General features: G+C 46.1%; 12 protein-coding genes. All 12 read right to left on the bottom strand.

Features of this window, described 5'->3' with window-relative positions:
• The 12 genes from LC508_RS25585 to LC508_RS25530 all read right to left on the bottom strand — a co-directional run bounded on the left by LC508_RS25585 (position 1) and on the right by LC508_RS25530 (position 13373).
• Positions 1-2124: a cytidylate kinase family protein gene (locus LC508_RS25585; protein WP_225305263.1), complete on the bottom strand. Its 2124-nt coding sequence runs from the start codon at positions 2122-2124 to the stop codon at positions 1-3.
• Between the two features lie 135 nt (positions 2125-2259).
• Complete coding sequence (locus tag LC508_RS25580; RefSeq protein WP_054351059.1) at positions 2260-3090, bottom strand: sugar phosphate isomerase/epimerase family protein; 831 nt, start codon at positions 3088-3090, stop codon at positions 2260-2262.
• Positions 3091-3194: 104 nt separating this feature from the next.
• On the bottom strand, positions 3195-4199 hold the full coding sequence (locus LC508_RS25575) for a Gfo/Idh/MocA family protein (protein ID WP_033143802.1): 1005 nt from the start codon (positions 4197-4199) through the stop codon (positions 3195-3197).
• A 491-nt stretch (positions 4200-4690) separates the two neighbouring features.
• Positions 4691-5719 (bottom strand): LacI family DNA-binding transcriptional regulator, encoded by a 1029-nt coding sequence (locus tag LC508_RS25570; protein WP_054350900.1) that lies wholly within the window; start codon positions 5717-5719, stop codon positions 4691-4693.
• Positions 5720-5984: 265 nt separating this feature from the next.
• A complete protein-coding gene (locus LC508_RS25565) occupies positions 5985-6209 on the bottom strand; it encodes a hypothetical protein (RefSeq protein ID WP_033143804.1) in 225 nt (74 codons plus the stop codon).
• Positions 6206-7438 (bottom strand): hypothetical protein, encoded by a 1233-nt coding sequence (locus tag LC508_RS25560; protein ID WP_103731739.1) that lies wholly within the window; start codon positions 7436-7438, stop codon positions 6206-6208. Before LC508_RS25560 ends, LC508_RS25565 begins: the two co-directional genes overlap by 4 nt.
• Positions 7431-8126, bottom strand: a complete 696-nt coding sequence (locus LC508_RS25555; protein WP_054350895.1) for an ATP-binding cassette domain-containing protein — start codon at positions 8124-8126, stop codon at positions 7431-7433. The genes LC508_RS25560 and LC508_RS25555 overlap by 8 nt, the downstream gene beginning before the upstream one ends.
• A complete protein-coding gene (locus LC508_RS25550; RefSeq protein ID WP_186971053.1) occupies positions 8123-8287 on the bottom strand; it encodes a hypothetical protein in 165 nt (54 codons plus the stop codon). The genes LC508_RS25555 and LC508_RS25550 overlap by 4 nt, the downstream gene beginning before the upstream one ends.
• A 107-nt stretch (positions 8288-8394) precedes the next feature.
• The gene (locus LC508_RS25545; RefSeq protein WP_103731738.1) at positions 8395-9693 is read right to left on the bottom strand and encodes a sensor histidine kinase; all 1299 of its coding nucleotides are present in this window, start codon (positions 9691-9693) and stop codon (positions 8395-8397) included.
• Complete coding sequence (locus LC508_RS25540; protein WP_103731737.1) at positions 9690-10409, bottom strand: LytR/AlgR family response regulator transcription factor; 720 nt, start codon at positions 10407-10409, stop codon at positions 9690-9692. Before LC508_RS25540 ends, LC508_RS25545 begins: the two co-directional genes overlap by 4 nt.
• Positions 10410-10531: 122 nt before the next feature.
• Positions 10532-12628: an FtsX-like permease family protein gene (locus LC508_RS25535; protein ID WP_103731736.1), complete on the bottom strand. Its 2097-nt coding sequence runs from the start codon at positions 12626-12628 to the stop codon at positions 10532-10534.
• A gap of 1 nt (position 12629) precedes the next feature.
• A complete protein-coding gene (locus tag LC508_RS25530) occupies positions 12630-13373 on the bottom strand; it encodes an ABC transporter ATP-binding protein (RefSeq protein ID WP_054350890.1) in 744 nt (247 codons plus the stop codon).
• Positions 13374-13648: the final 275 nt, after the last annotated feature.

The raw sequence follows: 13648 nt of genomic DNA, 5'->3' as shown, positions 1-13648 counted from the left end.
TCAATTTCCTCCCTTACTGCTCTCTTCTTTGTTCCTAATGTAATCAAGAATCATGGAAACTGTGCCCTGTACACCGGTCTTTGATACATTGACAACCATATCGTAATGTTTCGGGTCATCACGCCGCATGCCGGTGAATTTCTCATAATAGCTGTTCCGCATCTCATCCTTCTCCTTCAGTTCTTCCAGAGAAATGCCGCCGTAATATTCCCTGCCTTCTTTTTCCCTGTATTCATCATCTGCATAGATGAAGAAGGAATAGGTGTGTTCCTGTCCGCCAAGGATAAAGTTTGCACATCTTCCCAGGAATACGCCGGGCGCGCTTCTGGCAAGGCCTTTGATGATCCGGCTCTGTTCTTCAAACATTTTGACAGCGTTCATATCATCCGCTACACCTGCCTGTGGGTAGGCATACGGAGAGAATGTGGGCTCTTTGTCCCCATAGTTATAATTATCCAGATATTTCTGCACTTCCTCCAGATTGGAAGTTTCCATTCCCATCTTCTCTGCCAGCAGACAGATGATCTGACGGTCATAGACACGGCAGTTCAGTTCTTTTGCGATTTCCTCCGCAATCTTTCTTCCGCTGCTGCCATAGACACGGCCAATGGCCACATTGATCTTATTCTCAGAGTGCGCTGCCACCGGAATCTCTTCCAGCTCGTTCTTTCCTTCTCTGGAAATCAGCTCGCGCATCATCTTATCATACATTTTGTCCAGCTTATAACATGCTGCTATGATAAACATGATCACCCAGATGGCGATGGGCACATACAGATAAAAGGTCTTGATGGCGGAGATCGCAGATGCTGTCTGCTCCGCTGCTGTTGCTTTCAGTCCGTCAAATGCTGCCATGGAAAGAATTGCGCCCATGATAGCGGATGTAAAGCCTGAACCTGCTTTCTGTCCCATACTCATGGAGGAGAACATAAGGCCTTCTACGCGGACACCTGTCTTCCAGTGGCCATACTCAATGGCATCACTTGGCAGGGAATACTGTACGCCGTAGAACGGTGCGATACCAAATCCTCTCATAATACAGGTTGCGACACCTAACGGAACACTTGTGATGTTCAGCAGGAAGAGAAGCTGTCCTGCAATACCCAGGATACATCCGGCACAGATCAGGTTTCTCTTGCCGTATTTCGGAAGCAGTTTCGGAAGCATTGCGATACCGATGATAGTGGAAATCTTCTCTGCTGCGGAAAGCGGCATAACCAGATCCACATCATTTAACACGTACTGACAATAATAGGTCAGATCTGTACCGATGATGATCTGATAAGCAGTATAGAACACCATCAGGCCAAGGGCGATAAGGAAATATCTGTTGGTAACCGTAACTTTGAAAGCAGTCCAGAACGGAGTGTTTTCTTTTTCCTTTTTGCCGCCGGATGCCTGCACACGTTCCGTACAGGTGCAGTATGTATTGATCAAAACGAATACGGATACAATGGCATATGCCGCAGTCACAAGAATCCAGGCCATCTGCTGGTTGTCAATCAGTTTTGCCACTTTATTGATCAGAGGCAGGGTAAATGCTGTGATGATCATACTTGCCGTAATAGAAAGCACCATACGGATGTTGCAGATCACGTCCCTCTCTCTCCTGTCACGGCTCATAAGTGAACCAAGTGCATGGAAAGGCTGGCTGATTGCGGTATATACCACTGTGTTCATAATGTTATAAGTTACAAATGCATAAATAATCTTCCCCATATCCCCCATGGGAGGCATGGTAAACAGCAAAATGGCTGCCAATGCATACGGGATCGCCAGTCGGAGAATCCAGATTCTGGCCTTTCCGTATTTGGAATGGGTCCTGTCAATAATAGTTCCCATGAGCACATCGGAAAATCCGTCAAATACCCTGGAGAGCAGCATGATCATACCCACTGCGCCTGCAGATATGCCTACCACGTTCGTGTAGAAATATATCAGCAGTGTTGTTGTCATCGTATACATCAAAGTCAGCGCCGGGTCACCAAAACAGTACGCCAGCTTTTCCGACATTGGGACTTTGATGAATTCATTCATATCTTTACCCTTCTGCTTAAAATTCAGCAGTTCGGGAATTCCTCCCTTTGCCATACTATCACCTTTTACAGGGCGGAGCTTACCCATCCGCCCTGCTCCTTCCTCTCATTCTGTGACAAGCCCTGCGCTTTTCTGTCTTCACATTCAGCGTTTGGAGTTTGCACAGCCTGTCATTTTTGCTTATCCCATCTCCTTATGCCCTGCAAAGGGCACATATATCGTTTAGAAATATTTTTCTACAAATGCCTTGGTCACTTCAGCAGCTTTTTTCACGTTCTCCTCATGGGACATAGCGTAATATTCCGGACGGAACTCTTCGATCGTGCACACGCCGTCGAATCCGATCTCTTTTAAAGCTGCAGCGATTCCTGCATGGTCTACCACACCTTCTTCCGGCCACAGACGTTTGTCATCGCCGCAGGAGCCAAGGGGCAGGTCTTCGCAGTCATTTAAGTGGTAAGCAAAGATTTTCTTGCCGTCTGCTGCTTTTAAATCTTCCAGTTTAGAGCACATTTCATGGAAATGGAAGGTGTCAACTGTGATACCTACATTGTCACGGTCTACTGCTTTTACCACATCATATGCTGTGCCGAACTGATTGATGGAACAGTTTGGTGCACCGCAGAACTCCAGGGATATTTTCATATCAGCGCCTACTTTGTCTGATAAATAGCGGAGTCTTTCCACAGCTTCTTCCTTGATTTCACTGACACTTTTGTCTTTTACGTCAAAATTCGGAACTGTGATCAGCATTTTCATACCAATCGCTTTGGAAACTTTCAGGATGAAATCCACTTCATCGTCGATTTCTTTTTTACCTGCTTCGTCTCTCTGGTTGAAATAGATCAGGGTGTTGTATGCCCATGGTTTCAGATGATGGTTTTTGAACCAGTCAGCCAATTCCTCCAGGGTATGCTCCTGCAGATAATCTTTTACGCAGTCAAAACGAATCTCAATATAATCAAATCCGTATTTTTCACACATTTCCATATCAGCCAGAAGGGACTGTCCTTTACATTCCAGTGCTGTTGCCTCATTAAATCCAAGTTTCATAATATATACCATCCTTTCGGTTTTTGTCTTATTTGTGCCGGATGCTTTGTCTGGTGCATCCGGCTTCATTTCTATTGTATTTTGGTTTATTGCCGTACTTCGGCTTATTTATAAAACTCCGGTTTCTCAACTGCAGCGTTGATCTGTTCTACTGCGCCTGTCTCCTGTGCTTTCACAAGTGCGTCTGCTGTGATAGCTGCCAGGTATCCGTCCCATGCGGTCGGTCCGTTGATCACGCCCTCAGCTGCAGCATCAACCCAGTCCTGAACCTCTGTATCATAAGCGTCTTTGAATCTTACGAAGCAGTCTGTGTCGATGGTTGTGGCAACGGCTGCATTTTTGCGGATGCTTGGGTAAATCGGTGAAGGCATCTTGATCGCGCCGTCTTCACAAACTACTTCACAGTTAATGTCATATCCGAATTTGCAGTTTACAAATACTTCAACGTCGATGCATACACCCTTTTTAGTGCGGAGCAGCATGATCTGCGGGTCTTTTAATTCAGAGTGAGAATATTTTGTCACTTTCGGCATAATAACCTGTGCGGATTCATACTCATCATCCACTAACCAGTGAAGCACGTCAATCTCATGGATTGCTGTATCATGAACAGCCATTGGAGTTGTGTAGTTGGTTCCGACTTCCGGATTTCTGTGTGTGCAGTGAAGAATCAGGGGCTCGCCGTATTCACCGGATGTGAGGGCTTCCTTCACCTGCATATAGCCTTTGTCGTATCTTCTCATAAATCCAAGCTGAATCAGATGTTTTCCTGATTCCACCTCAGCCTCAACTACCTTCAGGCAGTCCTCAGCAGTTGTGCAGAGCGGTTTCTCACAGAAAATTCTCTTTCCTGCCTTGATGGCTGCCAGAAGAGATTCTACATGTGCAAATCCCGGAGATACAATGAACACTGCGTCCACATCAGGGTCGTTGATCAGTTCGTTTGCATCTGTGTATACCTTTGCTCCGCAGATGGCTGCCGCCTGTTTTGCACTCTCCTCAAATACGTCTGATACTGCGACTACCTCAGCTCCCTGAATCTTGTTTGTCAGTCTTTTGATGTGATCCTTACCCATTCCGCCGCATCCGATAACTCCTACTCTTAACATAATACATATCCTCCATTTCTCTTTTTCATTGTTTCCCAGTTATTTGTTTTTTTGTTTTTGTTCTTTCTTGATGATGCAATCATGCCATAGCGTTCACGTGAATGCTATGGTTTTTTTGTACAAGATTCACAGTCTATTTTTATTAACTTTTGCTAATTGATAAAAAACAAACAATGTTTTTGTGCATGTTGTTTATTATTTCCAGTTTTATCCTGGATGACAGACTGGAATTTTGTTTATTTTTACTTTAGCTTAGTAATGGAGCATTATTATTTATTCTTTTCCAAGCTATATTTATGGTAATTTTTATATTATTTATGGATTATAATGATTAAATCTTGAGTATATATTAGTAATGTAAGATGCGTGCACGTATATTTTTTCTTTTCATTTGGAATAATCGGCTGAAGTGCCTCAGATACTTTTTTCCGGCGGATATGTCATTTTTCTGTGTTAACCACAGTATGACCGCCTGAAAAGCGGTCATACTGCTACAAATTATATCTGTTTTTTATCACAATCTCTGCATACCGGTAAACAGATTCCGGTTTTTCATCATCAAAAAGTAAGTGGAACAGCATCATCACCGGTTCATATCCCTGCATATAGGAATCCTGGCCGATGAGAAAATTGATGGCTCCCCGTTCTACCCATTTTTTATTCTCATCCAGAAAATCGTTGCCTATTACTTTGATCTCCCGTTCCTTTTCCTGTTTTACCAATGCTTCGCAGACGCCCTTTACTGCGGTTCCTGTCACGTAGATTCCCTTCAGATCCGGGTACTGCTCCAGCAGCTCCTCCACGATTTTGGCTGCCACCCACTCGTCATCATAGGAATATTTTGTTCCCACAAGCTGGATGCCAGGAAAGCTCTCCAATATCTCGGACTGAAAGCCCCTGATCCTGTTGTTCAGCGCAGGGTTGGAAATATGGCCGGAGATCACAGCCACCTCCCCTTTGCCGCCTGTGATCTCTCCCATTAACCCGGCGGCAGTCCTTCCGCTCTGGATGGTATTCTGCCCCACAAAGCATATCCTTTTCGTATCCTCAATATCCGAGTTAAAGGTGATAATAGGAATGCCATACTCCTCGGAAAACTGATTGATCATCTTCTTGAGCATGGTATCTTCGGACGGAGACAGGGCAATGCCCGAATACTCCTGCTCCTTCATTTCCTGCATGATTTCCATGACACGGCCTGCATCCACGCCGTCCACACGAAAGATCTCCACAGTACCGCCCAGACTTTCCACCTCTTGTTTGGCAGCTTTCATCCCCTCATAGACCTGTACCATGAAAGGGGTCTGGGCTGACTGCATGATGATCCCGATTTTCAGATTCCGCTTTGCCATAACAAGGGCCCTGCCCGCAAGACTGGGCTGATACCCCATTTCCTTTGCTATATTCTTTATCTTCTCCGCCACTTCCGGCCGGACTCTTCCTCTGTCCTTCAGCGCCCGGTCCACCGTCCCTCTGGACACCCCGGCCGCTTCCGCTATCTGCTGTAATGTTACTGGCATAATAATCCTCCTGCCCAAAATGTACTCGTGCACGCACTTTTGTCTTATTATATCTCTTTTAACAGCGATATGCAAGGGCAAAGATAGGAAAAGGACCGGACAGAAGCTCCTCCCGTTATTGTTCACATGCCACTGTCCCGCGAGGTGTTTTCAGGCCGAAGGCATGAAAATCCCGAGGCAGCCGGCGCGATATGGAGCAAAATGCTCCATATCTGTGCATCGCGAAGCGTGCTGCCGGGCACGCAGTGAACAGTAACTCTTCCTCTCATTTCCCACCGAAGGTTTTTCTTAATTTCTCCAGCTCCCATGGCTGTTCTACCCAGTTCTCCACGTATCCGCAGTCGCAGCAGACGTAGCGGATCACCGGTATTTTTCCCAAGAGTGTCATTGTTGTGGTATAGATATTATTTCCGCTGGCATACCGGAAGTTATCCGGTATGCGTACAATGTTGTGTGATGCACACTTCGGACATTTATGTGTCTCCTTCATATTCTCTCACCTCTCACTTTCACTGCCAGCCAGCCCGCCTCCCCGGCAAGAAGACCAAGCATCACATAACTCATCACAGGCCATGTGCTGACCAGGACTGCACACAGGAGCATGATCACGGGCACGCAGTATTTCCTGGGATGATGGTACAGGTCACTTTCAATTTTCCATTTTGTCAGTGGAAATTTCCACTCCAGCGCTGTGAGAAGCAGGGCGCTGTGCAGGATAAAAAGCAGAGCGGTAAAGGCCTCTCCCATCCCCACTTCCGGGAACTGTACTGCACAGGAAAGGAAAAATACAGATTCCGGCACCAGTAAATTACATGCTATAAATATGCCATAAGGAACAGCAAACCGCCCAATCTGTCCGGGCAGCATGCGAATCCCCCGGCAGAGCCTGCGGTCTGAGGACAACAGAATCGACACCGGCGTGTTCAGGGACAACAGGGCAAATCCCATGGGCATCATGCTTATGCCGCCCATTTTAGGAATAAAAAAGGAGAACATCAGGCCAAGTCCGCACAGAGCCAGCGTGTTCACCATATAATTGCCGTGTGAGGCCATATACCGGAACAGGTACCGTAGTACATTTCCCTTTTTTCCGTCTCCTGTCAGGCTTCCCACCCGTTTTGCAGCTCCTGTACGGGACCGGCAGAGTAAGCAGGGGTCAGCTCTTCCAAGCAGCACCGCCAGTACGCCCATAGAGGCAAGCACCAGAAACATCCGGCTGTATTTTCCCGCTCCCAAAACAAGGAATCCTTCTCCCGCTGCCAGCACTGCTGCTGCCGGAAATCTTTTTTTACAAAGCAGCCAGTATCCCGCCGCCGTACAGAAGCAGACCTGAAACGCGCAGATAAGGCCGTTTACAAGTTTCCACGGCTCAAAGCCGGACACTGCCAGAAGAACGGTCAGCAGAAACGCTGTTTTCGTCACCACGGTATAGACGGCAAGGGCCGCAGCAAAGGCCCGCACTGCCTTACTGCCGGGAACCGGAAGCATCAGAACACCGCGCAGATCCACACGATTCTCCTCTGAAGACAGGGCTTTCCACATAACACCAGCCGAGAACACCAGCAGGATCAGATAAAAAATCTCTTCCCTGATGACTATGCTGCCCCAGACGGCATAAGTGGCGGTAACTCCGATCCCACAGTATAAAAAAGACCTGCCAGCGCGTTCCCAGCGCTTACCCAGCAGCTTTTTTAAGAACACTGCAAAAGTCTCATACATGACGAAGCACCTCTCTTATATCCCCGTTTTCTTTCCATTCCCTGTCCTTAAGCTCCTCCATGCTTCCGTTCTTCAGAAGCAGAATCCTGTCCGCTGTAAGAGACACACTTTCCAGCACGTGGGAAGAAAAGAAAACCGTCCCGTGCTCCTTATATTCTTTGATCTGCGTATACAAAAATTCCGTACTCTGAAAATCCAGCCCGTTAACCGGTTCATCCAGGAAGAGAAGCTCCGGGCGCAGCGCAAATGCTGTGATGAGATACACTTTCTTTTTATTACCGGTAGACAGCTCTTTTATCAGTACATCTTCATATTTCTCAAAGGAAAACCCCTGCACCAGCGTTTCTATATCAGGAACCTGCCTCTTGTATGTGCCGAATACATAGGCCAGATATTCCCGAAATGTAAAATATCCGAAAGGCGCCTCCCCGTCAAAAACAGCATATCTGCGTGACATAAATGCAGGATTTCTCAAAGAGATATCTTCGCCCTCCCATTGGATGTGTTCTGCCTGAAACCGGTCATGAAGGCCGCAGAGACAATTGAGCAAGGTGGTCTTACCCGCACCGTTCAACCCGATCATCCCCACTGCCTCATGTTCCTGTAACTGAAAGGTCAGATTCTGCAGAACCGGCTTCTCTTTCACATACCAGGCGGTAAGGCCTTTTACGGAAAATTCTGCTTTCATTTGTCCTCCCTGTCCTTTCCCAAATGATATGCCGAAAGAAGAAAACAAGCTCCCAACACTATATACAGGATACCAAACCAGATATTTGCCGAGAGAAAGCTTACCAATGCTGCCAACAGCCAGATGATTCCAAAGAATAAACGAAAGTAATAATGACGCATATTTGATTCCTCCTCTTTGCTTTTTTCTATGGTCTTATCATAGCACAGAGGAATCCGCTGTACGGATTTGGGCGTAAATGGAGGCATTTTGTCCGCAAATGGAAACTTTACATTTCCTCCTGTTCCCGGTAATACATGACCGCCGTAGCTGTAAACACAGAGTTCTCCCAACGGTTCAGCAGGGTGCCGTTATATTTTTCCACTGCGGCGGCAGCGCTCTTCAATCCCCATCCATGAAGGGATTTGTCCTCTTTTGTGGTCATCCATTCCCCATTTTCCCGCACAGGCTGTTTTTCACAGGTATTTTGAACCTTTATGACCAGCATATGATTGATGCGCCGTATGGTCAGCCAAATGCTGCGTCTGCTGTCATCCTCTGCCTGCCCTGCCGCTTCCAGTGCATTGTCCAGAAGATTCCCGAGAACCGCACACAAATCAGCGCTGCGTATGCCCGTCTGTCTAGGAAATTCTATATTGATCTCCATATGGATCTGCTTTTCCTTTGCCGCCATCAATTTGCTGTTGATCAGGTAATCCATGGTTTCATCCCCGGTCCATACTGTTTTGGCAATCCTCTTGACAGGCCCCTGTATGTCCTCCAGATAAGCGGATGCCTCCTCTGTTTTTCCCTCCCTGAGAAGCTGTCCCAGAATTGTCATATGGTTGTGAAAATCATGAAAAAGCCTTGCATTACCCGCATAGATTTCATTGAGCCGCCTGTAATCCCTCTCTAAAAGCTCCTTCTGGGTAGATTTTAATTCTGCCAGCTCCTTTTCCCTCTCGTACTGCCTCTGCGTATAATACACCAGCATTCCCATGAGAAGGACCATGGCAAATATAAGAGGAGCCAGCATTTCCTCTTCTCCTATGGGAAGAATATTCTGCTCCGTGAGCGTCACTGTCAGTATCAGTCCCGCAACTGCGGTCCTGGACAGTATCTGCCGGACAGACTTCTCCTCCTCCCTTTTTTTATAAAGAAAAAAGGATAACACACCTGTGAGCACACAAACGATCCAGTCCGCAGCCAGATTTCCCCCTGTCCCTCTGCCCGGCAGGGTATCCATGCGCAGTATAACACCAATAGCTCCGCATAGGATAAACTTCCACAGGCTGAGTGCCATTGCATATTCTACAGCCAGAAACAGAGCCCTTTTTCTCCTGATTCCATAAATCCATGCTCCGGCAGATGCCGCCAGAATAACCTGCACAGTCAATATCGGAAATTCCGGCACTTTCAGTATAAAAAGAAGACCTGACAAGGCTGCCAGGAAAAACGCTGTCCCCAATACCGCTGTATGGCTTTTTTCTTTCCTGCCGCCGTCCCAGGTACGGATGAGAAAGAAGTACAGCAAAATGCAGATACTGTCTGTAAAAAAGCCGGAAACCAACACCATCCATCCCATCATATATGTGCCCCCCAATACGCTGTGATCTGTTCTTTTACCCCCTGCATATGGGAACGGCTGACAGGCAGCTCCTCCCCGTTTTTTAAAACCAGTGACTGCTTCTGTAGCTGCATAATGTGGATGATATTTGCGATACAACCCCTGTCCGTGAAAATAAATTCTTCTGCCTGCAGTTCCTCATATACCTGCTGCAGACTTTTCCGGACTTTTGAGATTCCCCTGGAAGTGTGAAACACAGAATTTTTTCCATCTTTCATAATGTAATAAATGTCACGATACATTACCTTTTCCAGAGAACTGCCGTTTTTTATGGTATAGGAATCTCCCTCTTCAAGCAAAAGCAGCCTGACAGCGTCCGTGATGGCTGCTGTCAGGCGTTTTTCCATATCATTTTTCGGAACATAGCGGAATATGGCGAGTTCATATGCATCAATGGCATATTCCAGATGGGAAGTGATGAAAATGATCTTCACATCCGGCAGAAAAGGCTTTATTTCTGCCGCCAGTTCCATGCCGTCCGTATCCGGCATCTCGATATCCAGAAGGATCAGATCATAATGAAATCCATCCTCGGAAATGTCATACAGCAGATTCCTGCTGCTTGTATAGGTCGTTATCTCTGCCACGGCCCCGCAGGTCTTCAGGCACTGCCTGGTATATTTCTCCGACAGGGCAACTGCGGATGCCTCATCGTCACAGACTGCTATTTTCAGCATATCCTTCCCCCTCTTCGTCTCCGTCTTTCTTATATTATAGGGGATAGGATACGCTTGTGCAATGGCATAACCACTTTTGGCCCGAAAACACCTCGCGGTACAGCAAAACGTGAACCGTACTTTTAAATCTCCAGAACACCTGCTGCGTTCTTCATGGAAATCTTGTACAAAGCAAACTGATAGAGTCCTATCAGGGCAATGACCGCCAGCATCAATCCGGCAACTTTTATTTCACCCGTTGTAAGAATGCCGTCATTCTGCCACAGAAGGAGCAGCTCATATAAAAACATCAGAAGACATCCCATGATCGTAGGCAGTACAAAGGTTTTTGCCAACTGGCTTTTCAGAAGCCTGCGCAGGTATTTCTTATTTCCACCCAGCTTTTCCAGATCTTTGAATATCTGGCTGTTTTTCATGGCTACGTTCTGGCTTCTTGTGTATAAGATAATACTTTCAGCAGCCAGGCATATCACAGCGATGTATACAAACAGCAGTAAAAAGATGGCACGTCTCATAATACTGTTTTCCTTTTCCATCGGCACAATGGAGGGCTTGTAGAGCCAGTCTGCCTCTAAAGCAGGCCTTTTGCCGTCATAAATACCCGGAAGATCGTATCCATATTCCTCTCCCTGCACTTTTGCCTGATATGCATTGTATGCCCCAATATGATTCATGCTTTCGGGGGCCCTGCTGCAGAACTGTTCATAGAGATCTTTGCTGAATGCGTAGGTCTCTTTGCTGTCTTCCACCTGAAACAGTACCTGGCGGATAATCTTGTCTTGGCTGATATCTGCCTTCAGCTTTTCATAGTCCGCATCATTCAGGATATACCTGGAATCCTCACCATACCCTGCTCCTATCACAAGAGAGCGGTATATCTCCAGTCCGTCATATTCCATAGAAATGAAATCTTCTTCATTCTGCAGATAAAGCCTGGTTGTATCGTCAAATCTGTTAAAAATATTTTCATAGCCCGATTTTGACTGGATTACCCTGTAATGCCCCTCTGCGATCTCGGTCTCTTTTCCTGTCATGGCTTCAAACTGCGCTGCGCTGATGCATTCGTAATAAAAATATTTTTCGTTGTATTCCTCAATCATATTATTATTTTCATCCATGTCCTCACGGTTTACACCGTCCCCCAGAACCTGAATAAATTCCTCCTCCCGGTAATCCTGCACAGATACCTGATACTTATCAGCCATGGCAAATACTTCTTCCTCTGACAGTTCATCTGCATCCATGGGATAGCGGTAAGAGATATCGTCTTCATATTCTCCGTAATTGTCGCCCCCCTGAAGCGGCAGATAAAAGACGCCAAACTGTACTCCCATAAGCAGTAATGCGATCACCAGCATATTTCTGACAATGGAACCTCCCTGGAATTTTAACATGCCGTAGGATATCATGTTATCATAATATTTCTGCGCATTCTTTCCTTTCCTGTGTGAGGCGATGGAGTAGACTAAAATCCGGTAAAGCCCAACAGCGGCCAGAATATAAAACAAATTGGTCCAGGCCCCCATCCAGTGTCCGCTGATGTTAACGGAGAGGATAGGCACAAAATATCCTATAAAAACCCCCACAAGAATCATCACGATACCGGATATCAGGTAAGATAATGTGATGCCCTTTCGCAGCGGCTCCTGTTTGCGCTGCTCATTGATGATATCCATAACGTTGCTTCTCTTCATAAAACGCACACACATCACAGCCACACAGATAATCAGGAGCATGCAGTAGACAATTCCTCCTGCAATTCCCAAAAATGAGAGGGAAAAATGGTTATCATTCCCGCTGCTTGCAATATGCTCAAAAATAACACCGATAACACTTGCAAGACCAATGCCAAGCAGAATTCCCACAACGGAGCATCTGACCATCATCTTGCCGATCTCTGTAAATAAAGCCCTGCCAAGTTTACTTTTTCCGGCACCAAGTGCAAGGAAAATCCCTGTCTCTCTGCTCTTATATCTCAAAAACAGACTTGCCGCGTAGATACTGAACATAATGCAGCCTGCTGCTGCAAGGAAGAAGATCATATCCGCTATTTTTCTGGAGTCACCCCCATTCGGCAGTGTTTTCTGCACCAGGTCACTCCCATACATAACAAGATACGATGTGATCAAAAGAATGGACAGGGACATGCAGAACTGGAACTGCATATATTCCTTTTTGTTGTTTTTCCGTAATTTTGCAAATAATCCGCTCAGCTTCATTCTATTCACCACCGTTCATTTTTCTCAAAACATCTAAAAGCTCTTCCATGAATTCCCTGTGATTTCCATTATTGGTCAATTCTGTATAAACGGTTCCGTCCTTCATCACGATCACCCGGTCACAGTAACTGGCAGAGAAACTGTCATGTGTCACCATAAATGTGGTTGCATTCAATTCCTTCTGCGCCTCCAGAAAAGCTCCGATCACGGCTTCGCTGGAACGGCTGTCCAGATTGCCGGTAGGCTCATCCGCAAGGATCAGAAGTGGATTGTTCATCAGCGCTCTTGCCACTGCGGCACGCTGCTTCTGGCCGCCGGATATCTCTGCCGGAAATTTGCCGGCGATATCGGAGATCTCAAACATTTTCAGAAGCTTCTCCGCTTTTGTCTCCATCTGCCTGTACGGTTCCTGATGGATGACTTTCGGGACACATACATTTTCAAAAACATTCAGCCCGTCCAGAAGCATAAAATCCTGAAAAACAAATCCCAGCTTTTCGTTTCTTATCTTGGCGATCTGCTCCTCTTTCATATTGGAAATATTGACCCCGTCCAGCAGGATTTCTCCTTTGTCGTGAGGGATGAAGCAGGAAATGCAGTTTAAAAGGGTTGTTTTCCCGGAACCGGACGGCCCCATAACTGCCACGAATTCGCCTTCCTCTATGGAAAATGAAACGTCCTTTAACACCTCGTAAGTGGTGTTCCCTGTCTTGTAGCTCTTGTATAAATGATTTACCTGTAACATATGTAATCCTCCCTGTTTTCTATAAATTTGTAGTCGTTCAAATATCTTGAACTGATACGGAAATTCAGCCGTTAAGAAGCTTTTGATGAGCCGGACGGCTGTTGTTTGTATGTATTTATTCTATCGAAAAAAGGGAATCGATTACAGATGAGTGAATGACAAGTTTGACATGATTTTTGTAAAGTTTTGCATTTGATGACAGATTTGTATTTTTTTAATTTAATAAAAACCGGAGAATGCCAAATGCATTCCCCGGTCAGAGTTCGCCTGTTCAC

Source organism: Blautia parvula, assembly GCF_020215665.1.
In the GTDB taxonomy this organism is placed as follows: Bacteria; Bacillota; Clostridia; order Lachnospirales; family Lachnospiraceae; genus Blautia; species Blautia celeris.
This window is presented reverse-complemented; position numbering and strand designations above follow the sequence as displayed.